The organism is Phyllobacterium myrsinacearum (assembly GCF_002980555.1).
GTDB lineage: Bacteria > Pseudomonadota > Alphaproteobacteria > Rhizobiales > Rhizobiaceae > Phyllobacterium > Phyllobacterium myrsinacearum.
The window spans coordinates 263,210-284,474 of sequence record NZ_PVBT01000002.1 but is presented as its reverse complement, the minus strand read 5'-3'; the positions used below and the strand labels follow the sequence as shown (position 1 = coordinate 284,474).

Annotated in this window: 17 protein-coding genes; 14 read left to right on the top strand and 3 right to left on the bottom strand. The window is 62.0% G+C overall.

Annotation, left to right across the window (positions count from 1 at the left end):
• Positions 1-18: 18 nt before the first annotated feature.
• A complete protein-coding gene (locus C5750_RS08270) occupies positions 19-2,109 on the bottom strand; it encodes a bifunctional rhamnulose-1-phosphate aldolase/short-chain dehydrogenase (protein ID WP_105733395.1) in 2,091 nt (696 codons plus the stop codon).
• 213 nt (positions 2,110-2,322) lie between these two features.
• On the opposite strand from C5750_RS08270, the gene C5750_RS08265 reads away from it, so the two are divergent.
• The 7 genes from C5750_RS08265 (at position 2,323) to C5750_RS08235 (ending at position 9,460) form a co-directional block, all read left to right on the top strand.
• The gene (locus tag C5750_RS08265) at positions 2,323-3,135 is read left to right on the top strand and encodes a DeoR/GlpR family DNA-binding transcription regulator (protein ID WP_105733394.1); all 813 of its coding nucleotides are present in this window, start codon (positions 2,323-2,325) and stop codon (positions 3,133-3,135) included.
• Positions 3,136-3,179: 44 nt separating this feature from the next.
• Complete coding sequence (rhaS, locus tag C5750_RS08260) at positions 3,180-4,175, top strand: rhamnose ABC transporter substrate-binding protein (RefSeq protein ID WP_105733393.1); 996 nt, start codon at positions 3,180-3,182, stop codon at positions 4,173-4,175.
• A gap of 68 nt (positions 4,176-4,243) precedes the next feature.
• Positions 4,244-5,764: a sugar ABC transporter ATP-binding protein gene (locus tag C5750_RS08255; RefSeq protein WP_105733392.1), complete on the top strand. Its 1,521-nt coding sequence runs from the start codon at positions 4,244-4,246 to the stop codon at positions 5,762-5,764.
• Positions 5,765-5,775: 11 nt separating this feature from the next.
• Positions 5,776-6,774, top strand: a complete 999-nt coding sequence (locus C5750_RS08250; RefSeq protein WP_105733855.1) for an ABC transporter permease — start codon at positions 5,776-5,778, stop codon at positions 6,772-6,774.
• Complete coding sequence (locus C5750_RS08245) at positions 6,771-7,772, top strand: ABC transporter permease (RefSeq protein WP_105733391.1); 1,002 nt, start codon at positions 6,771-6,773, stop codon at positions 7,770-7,772. Before C5750_RS08250 ends, C5750_RS08245 begins: the two co-directional genes overlap by 4 nt.
• On the top strand, positions 7,769-8,092 hold the full coding sequence (gene rhaM, locus C5750_RS08240) for an L-rhamnose mutarotase (RefSeq protein WP_105733390.1): 324 nt from the start codon (positions 7,769-7,771) through the stop codon (positions 8,090-8,092). Before C5750_RS08245 ends, rhaM begins: the two co-directional genes overlap by 4 nt.
• A gap of 6 nt (positions 8,093-8,098) precedes the next feature.
• The gene (locus C5750_RS08235) at positions 8,099-9,460 is read left to right on the top strand and encodes an FGGY-family carbohydrate kinase (protein WP_105733389.1); all 1,362 of its coding nucleotides are present in this window, start codon (positions 8,099-8,101) and stop codon (positions 9,458-9,460) included.
• Positions 9,461-9,511: 51 nt separating this feature from the next.
• Here C5750_RS08235 and C5750_RS08230 read toward each other — a convergent pair whose 3' ends face one another.
• Positions 9,512-10,837, bottom strand: coding sequence for a dicarboxylate/amino acid:cation symporter (locus C5750_RS08230; RefSeq protein WP_105733388.1), 1,326 nt, complete (start codon positions 10,835-10,837; stop codon positions 9,512-9,514).
• Between the two features lie 246 nt (positions 10,838-11,083).
• Here C5750_RS08230 and C5750_RS08225 point away from each other — a divergent pair, with 246 nt between their 5' ends.
• Entirely contained in the window at positions 11,084-12,940 is a 1,857-nt protein-coding gene (locus tag C5750_RS08225; protein WP_245421040.1) for a sensor histidine kinase, read from the top strand.
• A gap of 2 nt (positions 12,941-12,942) precedes the next feature.
• The gene (locus C5750_RS08220) at positions 12,943-14,307 is read left to right on the top strand and encodes a sigma-54-dependent transcriptional regulator (protein WP_105733386.1); all 1,365 of its coding nucleotides are present in this window, start codon (positions 12,943-12,945) and stop codon (positions 14,305-14,307) included.
• Here the strand turns inward: C5750_RS08220 and C5750_RS08215 are convergent.
• Positions 14,276-15,427 carry a LacI family DNA-binding transcriptional regulator gene (locus C5750_RS08215; RefSeq protein WP_162800203.1) on the bottom strand — a complete coding sequence of 384 codons (1,152 nt, stop codon included), beginning with the start codon at positions 15,425-15,427 and terminating at the stop codon, positions 14,276-14,278. The genes C5750_RS08220 and C5750_RS08215 overlap by 32 nt on opposite strands.
• A 176-nt stretch (positions 15,428-15,603) precedes the next feature.
• Between C5750_RS08215 and C5750_RS08210 the strand changes: the two genes are divergently transcribed.
• The 5 genes from C5750_RS08210 to C5750_RS08190 all read left to right on the top strand — a co-directional run bounded on the left by C5750_RS08210 (position 15,604) and on the right by C5750_RS08190 (position 21,223).
• A complete protein-coding gene (locus C5750_RS08210; protein WP_105733385.1) occupies positions 15,604-16,584 on the top strand; it encodes an ABC transporter substrate-binding protein in 981 nt (326 codons plus the stop codon).
• A 103-nt stretch (positions 16,585-16,687) separates the two neighbouring features.
• Positions 16,688-18,226 carry a sugar ABC transporter ATP-binding protein gene (locus C5750_RS08205; protein ID WP_105733384.1) on the top strand — a complete coding sequence of 513 codons (1,539 nt, stop codon included), beginning with the start codon at positions 16,688-16,690 and terminating at the stop codon, positions 18,224-18,226.
• Positions 18,223-19,224: an ABC transporter permease gene (locus C5750_RS08200; RefSeq protein ID WP_105733383.1), complete on the top strand. Its 1,002-nt coding sequence runs from the start codon at positions 18,223-18,225 to the stop codon at positions 19,222-19,224. Before C5750_RS08205 ends, C5750_RS08200 begins: the two co-directional genes overlap by 4 nt.
• Positions 19,221-20,198 carry an ABC transporter permease gene (locus tag C5750_RS08195; protein WP_105733382.1) on the top strand — a complete coding sequence of 326 codons (978 nt, stop codon included), beginning with the start codon at positions 19,221-19,223 and terminating at the stop codon, positions 20,196-20,198. The genes C5750_RS08200 and C5750_RS08195 overlap by 4 nt, the downstream gene beginning before the upstream one ends.
• A 2-nt stretch (positions 20,199-20,200) precedes the next feature.
• Entirely contained in the window at positions 20,201-21,223 is a 1,023-nt protein-coding gene (locus tag C5750_RS08190) for an aldose epimerase family protein (RefSeq protein ID WP_245421072.1), read from the top strand.
• Positions 21,224-21,265 lie beyond the last annotated feature (42 nt).

The window sequence follows — 21,265 nt, the reverse complement described above, 5'->3', positions numbered from 1 at the left end:
TCCTCCCCAGGACTGTCTTTATCGCGTGAAGCTCTGCACGTTGCCAGCGTCGACATTGATGATGTTGCCCGTCGATTTGGCGGACGCATCGGAGGCCAGGAAATAGATGGCCTCGGCGATATCTTCCGGCAGCACGTTGAGCTTGAGCAGCGACCGCTTGCGGTAATGCTCTTCCAGCTCATCCACCTGCAGGTTGGACGAGGCGGCACGCTGTTCGCGCCATTCGCCGTTCCAGATTTTCGAGCCGCGCAGCACCGCATCGGGATTGACGGTGTTGACGCGGATGCCGGCTTCCGCTCCCTCCAGCGCGAGGCAGCGGGCGAGATGGATTTCCGCCGCCTTGGCAGCGCAATAGGCGCTGGCATTGGGCGAGGCGGCAAGCCCGTTCTTCGATGCGACGAAGACCACGTTGCCGCCGATCTTCTGGCGCCGGAACAGGCGGAACGCTTCGCGCGATACGAGGAAATAGCCGGTCGCCAGAATGTCCATGTTGCGGTTCCACATGGCAAGCTCGGTCACCTCTATCGGCGCGGACGAGGCGATGCCGGCGTTGGAAACCAGAATATCGATGCCGCCGAACTCGATCGACGCTTCGGCGAAACTCGCAATCACCGCCGCTTCGTCCGTCACGTTGAGCTGCACGCCGCGCACCGCGTCCGCACTGTAGCGCGCGGCAAAATCCTCATGCGCCGCCTTCAGGGCCTCCGCATCGATATCAGCCAGCACCACGCAGGCGCCCTGCCCGAGCAGCCGTTCCGCCGTGGCGCGGCCGATGCCACCGGCACCGCCGGTGACAAAAGCCACGCGGCCCGCCAGCGATTTCGGCTTCGGCATGCGCTGCAGCTTGGCTTCTTCAAGCAACCAGTATTCGATATCGAAGGCCTCCTGTTCGGGCAGACCCTGATAGTCCGAGACAGACGACGCGCCGCGCATCACATTGATGGCGTTGACGTAGAATTCCCCGGCAATGCGCGCCGTTGCCTTGTCCTTGGCAAAGGACAGCATGCCGACGCCAGGAATGAGAAAGATGACCGGGTTGGGATCGCGCATGGCTGGCGAATTGGCATGCTTGCAGGCGGTGTAATAGCGGGCATAGTCGGTGCGGTAGGCTTCCAGCGCCGCATCAAGTGCTTCGACAGCGGCTTCGGGATTGGCCGGATCGACATCCAGCACCAGCGGGCGAATTTTGGTGCGCAGGAAATGATCGGGGCAGCTTGTTCCCAGCGCCGCGAGCGGACGCAGGTTGCGGGCGTTGACGAATTCCAGCACCGCGGGCTGATCGTCGAAATGGCCGAGCTTACGCTCGGCTACACCGATCTTGCCGCGGATTTCCGGCATGAGCCGCGCGGCGATGGCGCGGCGCGCCGATGCGTCGAGGCTCGCTGTTATCTCCCCGCCGAATGCGGGCTTTCCCGCCGTCTTGGCGTCGAACCAGACAATCGCCCTGTTGATGATATCGAGCGTGAGCTCGTAGCATTCTTTGGCGTCATCGGCCCAGGTGAACAGGCCATGGCTTTCCAGCACGACACCCTTTGAACTCGGATGCGCGGCCGCGTATGCGCCGAGATCGAGGCCGAGCTGGAAGCCGGGGCGGCGCCAGGGCAGCCAGCCGATTTCATCACCAAACACCTCTTTCGTCAGCGCGCGCGAGTTCTTCGACGCAGCAATGGCGATGATCGCATCGGGATGCATGTGATCCACATGCCTGAACGGCACGAAACCGTGCAGGGGCGTATCGATCGATGCGGCACGGCTGTTGAGATTGAAGGTGCAATGGGGCAGGAAACCCACCATGCGGTCTTCGTCCGCAACACCCGTGTAGATGGACTTCAGCGATTCCAGCTTTTCCATATAGAGCGTGGCGAAACCGTCGAGCTTGATCGTGCCGACATCGCCGCCCGAGCCCTTCACCCACAGCACCTCCACCGGCTTGCCGGTAAGCGGATCGGTTTGCGTCACTTTGGCCGAAGTGTTGCCGCCGCCATAATTGGTGATGCGCTTGTCGGCGCCCAGAAGATTGGAGCGGTAGAGCAGCTTGCCGGGCTCATCCAGCGTGGCGGCCTTTTGATCATCCCAACGATTATCCAGAAGTTGGACCTTGTTCGCCATGCTTGCCTCCCGAAGACGATCTGATGGCCTGACAACACGCCGCAGCCATGTGAATTTTCTCTAGCTATGAAGCAGGGAGCGATTTGCTGTCAATCATAAATGATCAAATTCAATCATAAAATTGCAGTTGTGCAGTGCAATATGAATAATTTTGACTGAAGTTGATTGACATGATCGTTGTATTTGCGCAATGTTTGCGGTGTGGAGGGAAAAATGCACGAACGTGAGCGCCAACGAATTATCCTGAGTGCCGTTCAGGAAAAGCCGTTCATCACCATTCAGGACATTGCCGAACTGACGGAAGCGTCGGAAGCAACGATCCGTCGTGACATCGCCTCCATGCATGTCCAGGGCAAGCTGCGCCGGGTGCGCGGCGGCGCGGAAGCCATTCACCCGCCGCAGCAGACCGCGCTGGCCGGCCGTCCATTCCGCGTCTCGGAAGCCGAGAACATCGACAAGAAGCGGGCGATCGCCCGTGAAGCCGTGGGCCTGTGCAGCGAGGGCGACGCCATCATTCTCAACGGCGGCACCACGACGTTCCAGATGGTGCATTATCTCGCCACCCGCCGCCTGCAGATCATGACCAATTCCTTCGCCATTGCCGAACATCTGGTGAAGAACTCGAAGAGCACCGTCATCATACCGGGCGGCATGATCTATCGCGAGCAGAGCATGATCCTCTCGCCGTTCGACAATGACGTGACCCGCAATTTCTACGGCAAGCGCATGTTCATGGGCGCCGTCGGGGTCGGTCCGTTCGGTGCCATGGAATCGGACCCGCTGATCATTCAGGGCGAGCAGAAGCTGATCAATCAGGCGGATGAACTGGTGCTGCTGGTGGATTCCAGCAAGTTCGAGCGCCGGTCGAGCCTGATTTTGTGCCCGTTGCAGCGGGTTGCAACAATTATCACCGATGACGGCATTGCGGATGCCGACCGGAAGATGGTGGAGGATGCCGGGGTCGAGCTCATCGTCGCAAAGGTGGGAGCTCAGGACAAATCAAGGGATTCCGCTTCGATCGCATAAAAACCAGGCGCCGAAGCGGCGTATTTCAATCTAGGGAGGATGAAATGAAACTGTTGAAGACACTCGCGCTGGGATCGGCCTTGGCCCTTGCCATGCTCGCATCGCATGCACAGGCGGAAACGATCAAGATCGGTCTCGTCGCCAAATCACTCGGCAACGGCTTCTTCGAAGCGGCCAACAAGGGCGCGCAGGAAGCCGCCAAGGAGTTGGGCGGCGTCGAAGTCATCTATACCGGACCGACATCGACGACGGCCGAAGGCCAGATCGAGGTTATCAATGCGCTGATCGCCCAGAACGTCAATGCCATAGCCATTTCCGCCAACGATCCCGACGCTGTCGTCCCGGCTCTGAAGAAGGCCATGGCGCGCGGCATCAAGGTGATCTCGTGGGATTCCGCCGTCGCCAAGGACGGCCGCATCGTCCACCTCAACCCGTCATCGAACGAGCTGATCGGCAAGATGTGCCTGCAGCTTGCCGCCGCCCACCTGCCCGATGGCAAGGGCGACTTCGCCATCCTCTCGGCCACGACCACATCGACAAACCAGAACACCTGGATTGCCGAGATGAAAAAGCAGCTGCCGAATTTTCCCGGCCTCAATCTCGTCACGACGGTCTATGGCGATGACCTCGCCGACAAGAGCTACCGCGAAGCGCAGGGCCTTTTGACCTCGCAGCCGAATGTGAAGGTCATCGTTGCGCCAACCACGGTGGGCGTATTGGCCGCATCGCAGGCGGTATCGGATGCCAAGAAGATCGGCACGGTCTACGTGACCGGCCTCGGCCTGCCCTCGGAAATGGCCGGCGCCATCAAATCAGGCGCCACCAAGGAATTCGCCATCTGGAACCCGATCGATCTCGGCTACTCCGCCACGCAGATCGCCTATCACCTCGTCAAGGGCGATACCGATGGCAAACCCGGCAGCGACATCAGCGCGGGCCGCATGGGCAAGATCAAGATCGGCGACAATGGCGAGGCTGCCATGGCTGATCCCTTCGTCTATGATGCGAAGAACATCGATCAGTTCTCCAAGATTTTCTGATCCGGCAATCGCGCCGCAAAGCCCGGCAGGCCTTCTGCCGGGCATTTTTTAACCCTCCGGTATTGCCCATGATGACCGCAGCCCTTGCTGAATCACACCCGATAACCCCCATTCTGGAAATGCGGGCCATCTCCAAGACCTTTCCAGGCGTGAAAGCCCTTGACGACGTCAACATCGCCCTGTTTCCCGGCGAGGTGACGGCGCTCATCGGCGAGAACGGGGCGGGCAAATCCACGCTCGTCAAGATTCTGACCGGCATCTACCCGTCCGACGAAGGCGAGATCCATATCGACGGCAGGCCCGTCACCTTCGGCAACGCGCAGGCTGCCATCGATCACGGCGTGACCGCCATCCATCAGGAAACGGTGCTGTTTGACGAACTCTCGGTCGCGGAAAACATTTTCATCGGCCATGCGCCAAAGACATCGCTGGGTCTGGTCAACTGGAAGGGCGTCAACGCCAGGGCGCTCGCCCTTCTCCATTCGCTGGAAAGCAACATCGATCCGCGCACACGGCTGAAGGACCTGTCCATCGCCCAGCGCCATCTCGTTGCCATTGCCCGCGCGCTGTCGGTCGACGCGCGCATCGTCATCATGGACGAGCCGACGGCCGCCCTGTCGCGCAAGGAGGTGGATGACCTCTTCCAGATCGTCAAGCGGCTGAAAGCGCAGGGAAAGGCCATTCTCTTCATCAGCCACAAGTTCGACGAGGTCTATGAGATCGCCGACAATTACGCCGTGTTCCGCGACGGCAAGGCCGTGGGCAGCGGGGCTCTCGCCGACATCAGCCAGAACGACATTGTCCGCCTCATGGTCGGCCGTTCCATCGAGCACGCCTTCCCGAAAGTCGATATCCCGCTCGGCGAAACAGTGCTCAAAGTCGAGAACTACAGCCACCCCACCGAATTCCGCGACATTTCCTTTGAACTCAGGAAGGGTGAAATCCTTGGCATCTACGGGCTGGTCGGCGCGGGCCGCTCGGAAATCTGCCAGTCCCTGTTCGGTGTGACCCGCCCGTCCGGCGGCAGGCTGGAACTGGATGGCAAGGAGATCCAGATCCGCTCGCCCGGCGATGCGATCCATGCGGGCATCGTCTATGTGCCGGAGGAGCGTGGCCGCCATGGCGCCGTGCTGCAATTGCCGATCTACCAGAACATTTCATTGCCTTCGCTCGGCCGGACATCCCGCTCGGGTTTCCTGCGTGCTGCCGAAGAACTGGCGCTGGCACGCACATATGCCGAGCGCTTCGATCTCAGGGCTGCGGCGCTTTCGGTGCCGGTCGGCACGCTTTCCGGCGGCAATCAGCAGAAGGTCGTCATCGGCAAGTGGCTCGCCACGCAACCGAAAATCCTCATTCTCGATGAACCGACCAAGGGCATCGACATCGGCTCGAAGGCAGCGGTCCACGCCTTCATCAGCGAGCTTGCCGGCGAAGGCCTGAGCATCATCATGGTGTCGTCGGAACTGCCGGAAATCCTGGGCATGTCGGATCGCGTGCTGGTGATGCGCGAAGGCCTGTCCGCCGGTCTCTTCGAGCGGGCCGGCATGAGCGCCGAGACGCTGGTTCGCGCCGCAACGGGCAATGCGTGAGGATCGGGATGATCAAGCAACTGTTCAAATTTCGCGAAATGCTGCTGGTGGTGATCATCGCCGTGCTGCTCGGTGTTTTCTCCTCCCGCTCGCCCGGCTTTGCCAGCCCGTCGAACCTGTCGAATATTTTCAACGACACGTCGATCCTGATCATTCTGGCCCTCGGGCAGATGACCGTCATCCTGACGAAATCCATCGACCTGTCCGTCGCGGCCAATGTTGCCTTTACCGGCATGGCCGTTGCCATGCTCAACGCCGCGCATCCCGGCCTGCCGCTGGCACTAATCGTTCTCATCGCGCTTGGCATCGGCGCGATCCTCGGGGCCATCAACGGCCTGTTCGTGTGGAAGCTCGGCATTCCCTCGATTGTCGTCACGCTTGGTACGCTCACCATCTATCGCGGCATGGCCTTCGTGCTCTCCGGCGGCGGCTGGGTCAACGCCCACCAGATGACCGAGCCATTCCTGCAAACGCCGCGCCAGCTTTTCCTCGGCCTGCCGGTGCTCGGCTGGACCGCCATCGTCATCGTCGCCATCATCTATATCGTCATGTCGCGCACCTTCCTCGGCCGGGCGATCTACGCCTCCGGCGGCAACCCGACGGCGGCGGTCTATGCGGGCATTGATGTCGGGCGCACCCGCTTCTTCGCTTTCGTCCTGTCCGGCACGCTTGCCGGGCTCTGCGGCTATCTGTGGGTATCGCGCTATGCGGTGGCCTATGTCGACATTGCCGCGGGCTTCGAGCTCGACAGCGTCGCCGCCTGCGTCATCGGCGGCATTTCGACCCTTGGCGGCATCGGCTCGGTGGCCGGGGCGGTGCTTGGGTCGCTGTTTCTCGGCGTCATCAAAAATGCCCTGCCGGTCATCAATATTTCGCCCTTCTCACAAATGGCAATTTCGGGCGGCGTGATCATCGCCGCCGTAATCTTCAACGCGCGGCAGGAACGGCGGCGCGGCCGCATCATCCTGCGTGACCGCGGGGCATCGGAAACAATCGAGGGCATCGCATGAGCGCGGTCACTGAAAAACGTCATATCCCGGACCGGCTCGGCACCTCTGCAACGCGGCTGTTTGCCAGCTGGGAAGCGCTGCTGCTGGTTGTCGCGATCCTGATCTTCATCGCCAACTCCTTTGCATCCCCCTATTTCCTCAACGCATGGAACCTGTCGGACGCCACGTTCAACTTCACCGAGAAGGCGATGGTGGCCTTTGCCATGGCGCTCTTGATCATTGCCGGTGAAATCGACCTGTCCGTCGCGGCGATCATTGCGCTTGCCTCGACGGCCATGGGCGCCGCGGCGCAGATGGGCGTGGGCACGCCAGGCCTTGTTGCCATCGGCCTTGGGGTCGGCATCGGCTGCGGCGTGATCAACGGCATTCTCGTGGCCGGGCTGCGCCTGCCGTCTATCGTCGTGACCATCGGCACGATGAGCCTGTTTCGCGGCATCGCTTATATCGTGCTTGGCGACAAGGCCTATGGCGGCTATCCCGCTTCCTTCGCCTATTTCGGCCAGGGCTATGCCTTCTGGGTCATTTCGTTTGAATTCGCCCTGTTTGCTGTCCTTGCCATTCTCTTTGCCGTTCTCCTCCACGCAACCAATTTCGGCCGGCGCGTCTATGCCATTGGCAACAACGAGTTTGCCGCGCGGTTCTCCGGCATCAGCGTCGAGCGCATCAAGTTCACGCTGTTCCTGTTGACCGGGCTGATGTCCGGCATCGCCGCGGTCTGCCTCACCTCGCGTCTCGGCTCGACACGGCCGTCGATCGCGCAAGGCTGGGAACTTGAAATCGTCACCATGGTGGTTCTCGGCGGCATCTCCATCCTCGGCGGCTCTGGAACCATCGGCGGCGTGGTCATCGCCGCCTTTGTCATGGGGCTGGTGACATTCGGCCTCGGGCTTCTCAATGTGCCCGGTATCGTCATGTCGATCTTCATCGGCCTGCTCCTGATCATCACCATCACCCTGCCGATCATCATCCGCCGCTTCAGGCACAGGAAACACGCATGAGCACCCAGGAAACCCATGCATTCAAGATGACGCTCCTTCCGGGCATGGAAGAGGAATACCGCCGCCGGCACGATGCCATCTGGCCGGAACTGGCCGCACTCCTGCGCGATGCCGGTATCAGGAATTATTCGATCCACCTTGATCGCGACACCCGTACCCTGTTCGGTGTCCTGACCCGCCCGAAAAAACATGGGATGGCTGATCTTCCCGATCATCCCGTCATGAAGAAATGGTGGGCGCACATGGCCGACATCATGGTGACGAACCCCGACAATTCGCCGGTGCAGTCCGATCTGGTCTGCCTGTTTCATCTGGCCTGAACCGGCATGAGCAAACCGCGCCATATCGCTATCATCGACGTCGGCAAGACCAATGCCAAGATCGTTGTCGTGGATGCGGCGAGCGGCGTGGAACTTGCCGCACGCAGCACGCCCAACCGCGTGCTCACCGGCGGCCCCTACCCGCATTACGACGTAGACGCCCTCTGGGCCTTCTTCCTGGCCTCCCTGGCGGAACTCGCCGCAACACCCGGCTTCGATGCGATATCCGTCACCGCCCATGGCGCAGCGGCAGCCCTCATGGGCGATGACGGCCTGGCCATGCCCGTCATCGACTATGAACACAGTTATCCCGATGCGGTGCGCCGCGCCTATGCGGAGCTACGGCCGGACTTTACCGAAACCGCCTCGCCCTATCTGGCGGGCGGACTGAATGCCGGTGCGCAAATCCACTATCAGAAGACGCAGTTTCCCCAACGGTTCGGGGATGTCAGAACCATCCTGACCTATGCGCAATACTGGGTGTGGCGGCTCACCGGCATTGCGGTCAATGAAGTGACGTCGCTCGGATGCCATACGGATCTGTGGAATCCGCGGGAAGGTGATTATTCCAGCCTTGTCGACACGCTCGACCTGCGCCCGCTCCTGCCGCCGATCCGTAGGGCATTCGATCATATCGGCGATGTGCTGGCCCCTCTTCAACATCAGCTGGGCATTAAAAATCCTGTGCCGGTCTTTTGCGGCATCCACGATTCCAATGCATCGCTGCTGCCGCATCTGATGACGCGCAGCTCGCCGTTTTCCGTGGTCTCCACGGGTACCTGGGTGGTGCTGTTTGCCGTGGGCGGGCGGCTGGACAGGCTCGATCAGCAGCGCGATACGCTTGCCAATGTCGACGCCTATGGCAAGGCGGTGCCCTCCGCCCGGTTCATGGGCGGGCGGGAGTTTGACCTTTTGACGGGTGGCAATGCCGTCGCGCCCGATACCGTAACGCTCGACCGGGTCATCCGCGATCGCATCATGCTGCTGCCCAGTCTTGTCAAGGGAACAGGGCCCTTTCCGCACCGGGAGGCGATGTGGCCGAACGGCGAGGCCCGGACACCGGCCGAACGCACCGCCGCAGCCTCGCTCTATGCCGCTTTGATGACCCATGTCAGCCTGGGATTGATCGGGGCTGAGGGCACCACGATTGTCGAAGGTCCCTTCGCCCGCAATGCGGTGTATCTGTCTGCCCTGCGCAGCCTGACGCGGCGCGGCGTGGCGGCCTTGCCCGGCTCAACTGGCACCAGTCTTGGCGCGGCCCTTCTGGCGGGCGCGACAATCCCCGTTCAGGCAGAAGCCGGAAACGGGCAGCCGCTCGATGCCGCATTCGACACCTATGCGGCGATATGGCGGGACCACCTCGCATGAAAAAGGCGGGCTAAAAAGCCCGCCTTTCCCTTACATTCACTTATCCGGCTGTCAGCCGGCATAGGCAAGCGCCTCGTCTTCGCTGACGCCGCCATGCAGCGCGCGGTCAAGCTGGCCCTTGTCCAGTTCGCCTTCCCAGCGGGCGACAACGATGGTTGCGACCGCATTGCCGACGAGGTTGGTCAGGGCGCGGCATTCCGACATGAAGCGGTCGATGCCGAGGATCAGCGCCATGCCGGCGACCGGAACGGCGGGAACCACGGACAGCGTTGCCGCCAGCGTGATGAAGCCGGCACCGGTGATACCGGCAGCGCCCTTGGAGCTGAGCATGGCCACGAGCAGCAGCAGAACCTGGTCCATCAGGGTCAGCGGCGTGTTGGTTGCCTGGGCAATGAACAGCGCAGCCAAAGTCATGTAGATATTGGTGCCGTCCAGATTGAAGGAATAACCGGTCGGGATGACGAGGCCGACGACGGACTTCTTGCAGCCCGCCTTTTCCATTTTTGCCATCAGCGTCGGCAGCGCGGCTTCCGACGAGCTGGTGCCGAGAACGAGCAGCAGTTCTTCCTTGATGTAACGGATCAGGGCGAAAATCGAGAAGCCGTTATAACGGGCGACTGCACCGAGGATGATCACCACGAAGAGGATCGACGTCAGGTAGAAGGTTCCGATGAGGAACAGTAGGTTGGCAACCGAGGAAATGCCGTACTTGCCGATGGTGAACGCCATGGCGCCGAAGGCACCGATGGGAGCAGCCTTCATCAGAATGGCGACCAGCTTGAACACCGGTGCGGACAGCACATGCAGGAAGTTGGTGACCGGCGCGGCGCGATCGCCGACCATGGCCAGCGAGACACCGAACAGAACCGAGAAGAACAGCACCTGAAGAATGTCGCCCGAAGCAAAGGCACCGACGATGGTCGTTGGAATGATGTTCTGCAGGAAGCCGATGACGCTCTGTTCATGCGCCTGCTGCGTGTAGGTGGCGACCGAGGCCGGATCGAGCGTTGCCGGATTGATGTTCATGCCGGCACCGGGCTGCACGACATTCGCAACGATGAGGCCGACGATCAGCGCAAGGGTCGAGAAGGTGAGGAAGTAGATCATCGCCTTGCCGGCGACGCGGCCGACTTTCTGCAGATCGCTCATGCCGGCGATGCCGGTCGTCACGGTCAGGAAAATGACCGGAGCAATGATCATTTTCACCAGCTTGATGAAGGCATCGCCGAGCGGCTTCATGCTGGTGCCGACATCGGGATAATAATGGCCAAGCGCAATGCCGATGGTGATGGCAACGATGACCTGGAAATACAGATGGGTGTAGATAGGTTTCTTGACGCGCGGCTGCGGTGCTGCGCTGATGGTCACAGGACTCATGTCTTCCTCCATGGTGCGAGCCGCGTCTGGCAGAAACCCTGTCAGCCTCCCGGGCCCTCTTGTTCTCGAGAACAACCAGTTCGTTCTCTCAAAAGGCATAAGCAAGCACCGTGCCAGTCTCGACCTATTTATTAAACTATTGATTTTATTACATATTATCTTCACCCACCGACAACACTTCCTGAATATGTGCGGAATTTCGCACAAACTGATTGCCAATCGTGCGGATATATGCACAAATTATTCATGGACCGACCCACGCCACACGATGCCGATATGCTGCCCCGCACCGGGAGATTCAGCGCGTTTGGCAAAATCATCTACGGGGCTCTGGCCGTCATCATCATCCTTGGCGCCCTGCTGGCCGCCAATGATTACGGCCGCAACCGCGCCTATGTCGCGCTGGAAACCCGGGCGAGAAGCGCGGCGGAGCTCAATGCCGTCCTGCTGCGGACCGTGTTGGAGAAGCAACGCTCCCTGCCCTTCGTTCTCTCGCAGGACCGTGACCTCATCAGCGCCCTGTCATCCCGCAGCGAGAGCATGCTGCATCTTGTCGACCGCAAGCTGGAAAGCCTGATCGACGGCACGCATGCGTCCGTCATCTATCTCCTCGATGCGAAGGGCACTGCCCTGTCGGCCAGCAACTGGCAGGAACCGACAAGCTTCGTCGGCGTCGACTACAGTTTCCGCCCCTATTATCTGCGTGCGCTTGCCAATGGCAGTGCCGAGCACTACGCGCTCGGCACCATCAGCAAACGGCCGGGCCTGTATATTTCGCGGCGTATCGACGGTCCGTCCGGCCTGCTCGGCGTGATTGTGGTCAAGGTCGAGTTCGATGAGCTGGAGGCCGACTGGCGCCGGAGCAGCGACCCGTCCTATGTCATCGACCCCCGCGGTATCGTGCTCGTCACCAGCTTTCCTGAGTGGCGCTTCATGGTGCAGGCACCAATCCCGGCCGAACAGCTCGGCCCGATCAGAGAAAGCCTGCAGTTCGGCAGCGCGCCGCTCGCACCCTTGAGCGTCGCGCCCGCCCTGACAACCGCGACGCCGGACAGGGTGACGGCCCAGATGCCGGGTTCCAGCCAGGACGCCGAATATGTCCGGGTCCGCGTTCCCGTGCCGACCACCAGCTGGACGCTGCAGCTGCTGACCCCGGCCGGCGCGGCGGTGAGCGAAGCCATCCGCGCCGCGCAACTCGCCGCGCTGGCGGTCATTGCGCCTATCCTCGGCTTCACCGCGTTCTTCCTGCATCGTCGCGGCCTCGCGCTGCAGCGCCTACAGGAGCAGGAACTGGCGCGCCTGGAGCTTGAGCGCCGTGTGACGGAACGCACCGAAGCGCTGAGCACCGCCCATGCGGAACTGGTGATGCAGGCGGAGGAGCGGCAGAAAACCGAGAACAAGCTGCAAACGGTGCAGCAGGAACTGGTGCAGGCCAACCGCCTTGCCATTCTCGGGCAGGTGACGGCGGGCGTTGCGCATGAGATCAACCAGCCCGTGGCGGCCATCCGCGCCTATGCGGACAATGCCGGAACGTTTCTGTCGCGCAATCAGGTCGAACCGGCCAGGGAAAACCTGTCAGCCATCGCGGGCCTCACCGAGCGCATCGGCAGCATCACCGATGAACTGCGCACCTTCTCGCGCAAGGGCACCGGCGATGCCGGTCCGGCAGATGTCGGCGACGTCATCGAAGGCGCGCTGCTGCTGCTCGGCAGCCGTTTCCGCCAGACCGTCGGCAAGATCACAACCGAGACGCCGCCAGCCGGCCTGAAGGTGCATGGCAATCGCATCCGGCTCGAACAGGTGCTGATCAATCTGATGCAGAATGCGCTGGAGGCAACCGAGGGCGGGCCGTCCAGCCGGATCAGCGTCGGCTATGCGGTCGGCGATGACGAGGTGCAATTGAGCGTGGCCGATAACGGCCCCGGCATTCCCGAGGACATCATGCAGGCGCTGTTTACCCCCTTCAACACCTCCAAGGACCGCGGGCTCGGGCTTGGCCTGGTCATCTGCCACGACATCGTCGCCGAGTATGGCGGACGCATCGAAGTGGACAGCAGCAGCGCCGGAACCCGATTTACCGTTCATCTCAAAAGGGTTGCCTGATCATGGGATTCCAGCCGCAAATCGCCTTTGTCGACGATGATGACGACCTGCGCAACGCCAACAGGCAGACGCTGGAGCTTGCCGGATTCAGCGTGATTCCGTTTGCCGATGCCATGAGTGCCCTGCGCTTCCTGACGCCGGAATTCGCGGGCGTTGTCGTCAGCGATGTCCGCATGCCGCATGTGGACGGGCTGGAATTTTTCCGGCGCCTGCGCGCGATGGACGCGGACCTGCCCGTCATCCTGATCACCGGGCATGGCGATATCGAAATGGCCGTGGAGGCCATGCAGGAAGGCGCCTATGATTTCATCGCCAAACCCTATCCGGCCGAGCGCCTGGTCCAGAGCATCCGCCGCGCCGCAGACAAGCGCCAGCTTGTCATGGAAAACCGCCAGCTGCGGCAATTCATGGAAGCCTCCGATGAGACCGTGCCGCTGATCGGCCAGACACCCGTCATGCAGAATCTGCGCAAGACGCTGCGTCATGTGGCCAATGCCGATGTGGATGTGCTGATCGCCGGCGAGACTGGCAGCGGCAAGGACGTGGCCGCCGGTCTCCTGCATGAATGGAGCCGCCGCAGGCAGGGCAATTTCGTTGCGCTCAATTGCGGCGCCCTGCCGGAATCGGTGATCGAGAGCGAGCTGTTCGGCCACGAGGCCGGAGCCTTCACCGGCGCGCAGAACAAACGCATCGGGCGGATCGAACATGCCAGCGGCGGCACCTTGTTCCTCGACGAGATCGAAAGCATGCCCTTGGCCACCCAGGTCAAACTGCTGCGCGTTCTGGAAATGCGGGAAATCACGCCGCTTGGCACCAATGAACACAGGCCCGTGGATCTGCGCGTCGTCGCCGCGGCGAAGGTGGATCTCGGCAGCCCCGAACAGCGGGCGAATTTCCGCGAGGACCTGTTCTACCGTCTCAACGTCGTCACCGTCTCGATACCGCCCTTGCGCGAGCGCAAGGAGGATATTCCGCTGCTGTTCACGCATTTCCTGCACCGGGCGGCCATCCGCTTCAAGACGGAACCGCAGGACATAAACACGGCGATGCGCGCACGGCTGATGGACCATGACTGGCCCGGCAATGTGCGCGAACTCGCGCATTTCGCCGAGCGGGTGGCGCTGGGGCTGGATGAGATGGTCAGCGAACAGAGCGCGCCGCAGACCAGCACGCTCACTTTGCCCGAGGCGATGGAGCGCCATGAGGCAAGGCTCATCCGCGAGGCCCTGACGGGCAACAATGGCGATGTGAGGACGACAATCGAGGCCCTCGGCATTCCGCGCAAGACATTCTACGACAAGCTGCAGCGCCACGGCATCGACCGGGCCGATTATGTCAAAGGAAAGTCAGCCCCGGACCAGATCTAGCGGATGCCTGCTTGGTGCGCTCCGTCACCGAGAGACGTTCGACCAGCGGGCATTCGAGCTTGGTGATGGGATAGCGCGTGCCACTGCCCGCGGCATAGCTGTCGAGCTGTTCAATGGCCCAGCGGCCCATGGCCCGGTGCGGCAGAACGGATGTGGTCAATTGCGGGTGCAGGTGCCGTGAGATTTCCTCATCGTCATAACCGATGACCGAAATATCCTCCGGGATGCGGATGCCCGCTTCCTTCAGCGCTTCATAGCAGCCGATGGCGGTCCGGTCATTCTGGCAGAAAATGGCCGTGGGCCTGTCCTTCAGCGCCAGCAGCGTCTTCGTCGCCTTGTAGCCCGCGCTTGCCGACCAGTCGCCCTCGATCACCAGTTCCGGATCGAAGGGGATATCGGCGGTCGCCAGCGCCCGGCGATAGCCGCGCAGCCGGTCCTTTGCCGCCTCCATCCACGGCTCGCCGGTGATGATGCCGATGCGCCGGTGGCCGTGCTGGATCAGGTGGCGGGTCGAGTGCTGCCCGCCTGCAATCTCACTCGGAACAACCGCGGGAAAGGCATAATCGGCGGTATAGCAGTTCAGGAGCACCAGCGGAATGTCGAGGGTGTAGAGGTAGTCCGGCAACGTCACCTCGCGGGTAAAGATCGCCATATAGATCAGCGCGGAAACCCCCTGCTCGCGCAGGGCGCGGATGGTGCGCGGCTCCATCTCGGGATCGTTCAGCGTCTGGGCAACCAGAATGATGTTGCCGGCATTCCATGAGGCCTGCCGCGCGCCTTCAATGGCAACCACCGCTTCAGGACTGGTCGCCAACTGGTCGACCACGAAGCCGATCTTGCCGTCGACCGCGGGCGCATAGGCATCATGGCTGTCCAGATGGGCAAAGTTGGGCGCGGCATAGCCGAGCGAGCGGGCCGCTTCGATCACCCGTTCGCGCGTTTCCGCCGCCAGCTTGATGCCCGGCGTCTTGTTGAGCACGAAGGAAACCGTTGCCTGCGAACAGCCGGCGATGCGCGCGATATCGGTCATCGTCACGCGTTTGTTGACGCGTTTGCGCCGGGGCGTGACCCGGGCGGGCTTTTTCTTTTCAGTGGTCGTATCATCCACTGTATCATTCATTCGACAATCGCCCTTTGCCACGCTGCAGCGCCTCTGAATCAATCAGACGGCATGGGAAAGATTATGCAGCGAAACACCGACTAATCAACATAAATAATTATTGACTAATTTTTATAAATGAAGATGATCAGGCCAGTGGAATTTCCACGCTCTGAATTTCTGGGAGGAAAATTCGTATGTCCATCACCCGTCGTACCCTATTGCTCACCTCGGCCGCAGGCCTCGTCGCCGCCATGGCTGCGGGCAGTGTTTTCGCCGCGTCGCCGCCGCTGAAGAAGAAAGACACCTACAAGGTCGGCTTTGCCCAGACGGAAAGCAACAATCCGTGGCGCCTGGCCCAGACGGCCAGCATGCAGGAAGAGGCCAAGAAGCGCGGCTGGCAGCTTGTCTATACGGACGCGGCAAGCTCCGCGGCCAAGCAGGTCGCCGACGTCAATTCGATGATCGCACAGGGCGTTGACCTGATCTTCCTCGCCCCGCGCGAGGAAAAGCCGCTGATTCCGGCGATCAAGGCCGCCAAGAATGCCGGCATTCCGGTTATCCTGCTCGACCGCAGCGTCGATCCGTCCCTTGCCAAGGCAGGCGACGACTACGTAACCTTCATCGGCTCCAACTTCATCGAAGAGGGCCAGCGCGTTGGCGAATGGCTGGTGGCCAATGCCAAGGGCAAGACCAAGATCATCGAGCTGGAAGGCACGACCGGCTCCTCGCCCGCCAATGACCGCAAGAAGGGCTTTGACGACGTCATCGCCAAGCATTCGGATTTCTCGATCGTTGCCTCGCAGACCGGCGATTTTGCCCGTGACAAGGGCCGCCAGGTCGCCGAAACCCTGCTGCAGGCGCATCCCGACGCCAATGTCATCTATGCCCACAATGACGAGATGGCGATCGGTGCCATTTCCGCCATTGAAGCGGCGGGCAAGGTGCCCGGCAAGGATATCCTCGTCCTGTCGATCGATGGCGGCAAGGAAGCGGTCCAGGCCGTGGTCGACGGCAAGATTGCCGCGGTGGTCGAATGCAATCCGCGCTTCGGTCCCAAGGCCTATGATACGGCAGCCGCCTATGCCGCCGGGGAGAAAATCGCCCCGAAGATCATCAATCCGGACCAGTTCTACGATGCCGGCAATGCGGCAAAATTGTTGAGCTCCGCCTATTGATATCTGATGAAGCCAGCGCTTCCATGGGGCGCTGGCTTTTTCATGTCTGGTGCAACCCCGCATCCAGGCAAAAGCTCCGGATGATTTCAGAAACGGCTTTGCAATGGACACCGATATTCTTCTGTCGATGACAGGCATCGACAAGCGCTTTGCGGGCATCCCCGCCCTTTCCGCCGCCTCGTTCACCGTGGCCCGCGGCGAGGTGCATGCGCTGATCGGCCAGAACGGCGCGGGGAAGTCGACGCTCATCAAGGTGCTGACAGGCTATCACCGGCGGGATGCGGGCGAGGTGACGTTCGACGGCAAGCCGTTCGAAGTATCCTCGCCGCAGCAGGCGCAGGCAAACGGCATCAGCACCATCTACCAGGAAATCAATCTGGTGCCCTACCGCTCCCTGACGGAAAACATCTGCCTTGGACGCGAGAAGCGCCGCTTCGGCCTGCTCGACTGGGCGAGCATGCACCGGGAGGCTGAAAACCTGTTGCAGCGCTTCAATATCCGCGCCGACGTCCGCCGTCCCCTCATGGAATTCAATACGGCAACCCAGCAGATGGTGGCCATTGCCCGCGCCATCGGCTTTTCCGCCAAGCTCGTCATCATGGATGAGCCGACCTCCTCGCTCGACGAGCGCGAAGTCGGTGTCCTCTTCAACGTCATCCGCCAGTTGAAGCAGGACGGTGTTTCCGTGGTGTTCGTCAGCCACAAGCTGGATGAACTCTATGCGGTATGCGACCGCGTGACGATCATGCGCGACGGCAGAACGGTCAAAACGGCCCGCATGGATGACATTGAAAAGATCGATCTCGTCTCGTCCATGCTGGGGCGCAGCATGGAAAAGACCGAGGGCCACGCCACCGCATTCACCGCACGCGATGAAAAGAACATCGGCAAGGTCCTGCTGTCCGCCGACAATCTCGCCGTCGGGCAGATCGTTCAGGACGTCTCCTTCACCATCCGCAGCGGCGAGATTGCCGGTTTTGCCGGACTGCTCGGCGCAGGCCGCACGGAAACGGCGCGGCTGGTCTTTGGCATCGACCGCCTGAAGGCGGGCGCCATGACCTATGGCGACAAGCGTTTTGAACCCCGGCGGCCCTCCGACGCCATCGCCGCAGGCATGGGTTTCTGCACCGAAGACCGCAAGAGCGAAGGCATCGTGCCGGATATGAGCGTCGCGGAAAACATGATGCTGGCGCTGATGCCGAAACTCGCCAAATCCGGGGTGATCGACGAGAAGGCGCAGCAGGAGATCGTGAAACGTTTCATCAGGCAGCTTGGCATCAAATGCTCCGGCCCGGACCAGAAGGTGCGCGAGCTTTCCGGCGGCAACCAGCAGAAAGTCCTGCTTGGCCGCTGGCTGGCGATGAATCCGCGCCTGCTCATTCTTGACGAGCCGACGCGCGGCATCGATGTCGGCGCCAAGGGGGAAATCCAGTCGCTGATCAAATCGCTGGCGGATCAGGGCCTGGCGGTGCTGATGATCTCCTCGGAACTGGAGGAAGTCATCGAGGGTGCCGATCGGGTGTTCGTCCTGCGCGACGGCATCAGCGTCGCCGAATTCGGCCGCGCCGCCGCCACGGAAGATGCGCTCATGGGCGCCATGGCCCACGGCAATGCGCCTGTAGTCGCGGAGGCCCGGATATGACCGGCACTTCCCCCATGACGCGCACGACAGCCCGGCGTTTCGATCCCTTCGACTTCCTCGCGCGCTACGGCACGCTGATCGCATTGCTGCTGCTGATCCTGTTCAATCTGGTATTCACCCGCAATTTTGCAACGATACAGACGCTGAATGTCAATCTCACCCAGGTCTGCACCATCGTCATCGTCGCGGTCGGCATGACGCTGGTCATTGCGACGGGCGGCATTGATCTCTCCGTCGGTTCGCTCATGGCCATCTCGGGCGCCCTGGCGCCGATGATTTTCCTCGGCAAGATCATGCCCATCGGCAATATCTATCTCGCCGTTGCCGCCGCGATGCTGGTTTCCATCGCCGTTGCCGGGCTGTTCGGCCTGTTCAATGGCTGGCTGATCTCCGCCTTCCGCATCCAGCCCATCGTTGCCACGCTTGTTTTGTTCATTGCCGGGCGCGGCATCGCGCAGGTCATGACCAACGGCAATCTGCAGACATTCCGCGTGCCGCAGTTCCAGTTCATCGGGCTTGGCCGGGTGCTCGGCATTCCGGTGCAGGTGATCCTGATGCTGCTGATCGTCCTTGCCGCCGCGTGGATGCTGAAACGGACGGTGTTTGGCCGCCAGATCATCGCCATCGGCGGCAATGAGCGGGCGGCGGAATTGTCGGGCATTGCCGTCGCCAGGGTCAAGCTGCTGGTCTATGCCATCAGCGGCCTGTGCGCCGGGCTGGCGGGGCTTGTCGTCATCGCCATCAACTCCTCCAGCGACGCCAATCTGGTCGGCCTCGGCATGGAGCTTGACGCCATCGCCGCGGTTGCCGTCGGCGGCACGCTGCTGAGCGGCGGCAAGGCCACCATCATTGGCACGCTGATCGGCGCCATGACGATCCAGCTGGTGCGCTACACGCTGCTCGCCAATGGCGTGCCCGATGCCGCCGCGCTGGTGGTCAAGGCGGGGATCATCATCCTTGCCGTCTGGATCCAGCAGCAAGGCAGGGCGCACGCATGACCCGGACACGATGGATATCCCTGCTCGGCAGGTACGGTGTGGTGGTCGCGCTGCTGTTGCTCATCCTGTTCGGCTGGCTGCGCTACGATTATTTCCTCGGCTTTTTCAACATCTCCAGCGTGCTGCGCTACAATTCGATGTTCGCCCTGGTGGCGCTTGGCATGTGCTTTGTCATCATGACCGGCGGCATCGATCTCTCGGTCGGATCGACCGCGGCGCTCGGCAGCGTCGTCGCCGCGCTCTTCAGCCCGCAGGGCACCTGGATCGGTCTCGGTGCCGGGGTCGGTGCCGGGCTCTGCGTCGGTCTCGTCAATGCCACGCTGGTCACCCGGCTCAAGATCATGCCGTTCATCGCCACGCTTGCAACCATGCTGGCGGCCAGCGGCACCGCCCTGCTCCTTGCCGACAACCAGTCGGTTTCCGTCTCCTATGACAGCGGCTTTACCAGCATCGGCCAGGACAACTTTTTCGGCTTCCCCATCCCGGCATGGATTGCGCTTGCCGCCTATGTCGCCGGCTGGATCATCCTCAACTTCACCAGCACCGGACGCGGCGTGCTGGCCGTCGGCGGCAATGAGGATGCAACGCGCATGATGGGCCTGCCGGTGGGGCGGATCAAATTTCTGGTCTACCTTGCCAGCGGCGGGCTCGCCGGTCTGGCCGGCGTCATCCTCGCCTCGCAGTTCGGTGCAGGCCAGCCGATTGAGGGCGTCGGCTGGGAGCTTTTCGCCATTGCCGCCGTCGTCGTCGGCGGCACCCTTTTGACCGGCGGCGTCGGTTCGGTCGGGGCCACGCTGGCGGGCGTGCTGCTCCTCGGCATCCTTTTCAACGTTCTCAATTTCGAGAACGGCAAAGGCTGGATATCACTCTCCGCCTACTGGCAATCGGTCATTCGCGGCCTGTTTCTGCTCATCGTCGTTGTCCTGCAGGCGAAGCTCGCCGCGCGCGGCGATGCGGCCGTGCGGGATCATTGAGCGTGCGCGCGCTGCTCGGGCCCCAGCCCTTCGCCCTGTTTGCCGGGGAACCGGTGTTCCAGGCGACGATTCAGTCGCCGTCGGGGGCGCTGGCGCATGTGCTCAATTGGGGCGCGGTCATCCGTGACCTGCACATCCCCCTTACGGACGGCACGCCGCAACGGGTGGTGCTCGGCTTCGACCGCTTCGATCCCTATCCGGCCCGGTCGCCCTACTTCGGCGCGCTGGTCGGACGCTATGCCAACAGGATCGCCCATGGCCGCTTTACCCTTGACGGCCGGGAATACCAGCTCGACCGCAATGAAGGAGGGAAGCAGACCCTGCACGGCGGCGCGATGGGCACGTCGCAACGCCTGTGGGCCATCACCGGCTGGAGCGCCTCGTCGGTCACGCTCGCCTTGCGGCTGCCCGATGGCGATCAGGGGTTTCCCGGCGCAATGGAGGTGCGCTGCACCTACAGCTTCACTGCGGATTCGACGCTGCGCATGGACATCGAGGCAGCAACCGATGCGCCGACGGTCGCCAGCTTCGCCCAGCACAGCTATTTCAACCTCGACGGGTCGGACGATATCCGCGGCCACCGGCTGCAGATTTTCGCCGGCAGCTACACGCCGGTCTCGGACGGCCTCATTCCGACCGGCGACATCCTGCCGGTCGACGCGACGCCCTTCGACTTTCGCGCGTCACGCCGGATCGGTGCGCACCCGTCCACGGCCTATGACCACAATTTTGTGTTGAGCGGCGCGGCCGGGGACGGGCTGCGCCATGCCGCGTCGCTCGCCGCGGATAATGGCCTCGAATTGCAGGTCCATACCAGCGAACCCGGCCTGCAGTTCTATGACGGCCGCATGATCGATCCGTCGCTGACCGGCCTTGGCGGCAGGCGTTACGGCGCGCATGCGGGCCTGTGCCTGGAAGCCCAGCACTTTCCCGACAGCCCCAACCAGCCGCATTTTCCAAGGACCGTGCTGCGGCCCGGCGAGACCTACCGGCAGCACACGGAATTCCGCTTCTTCAACCGCTAACCTGTTGCCAAGCGCCCGCTCCCGTCCTATGCCGGAATGCAA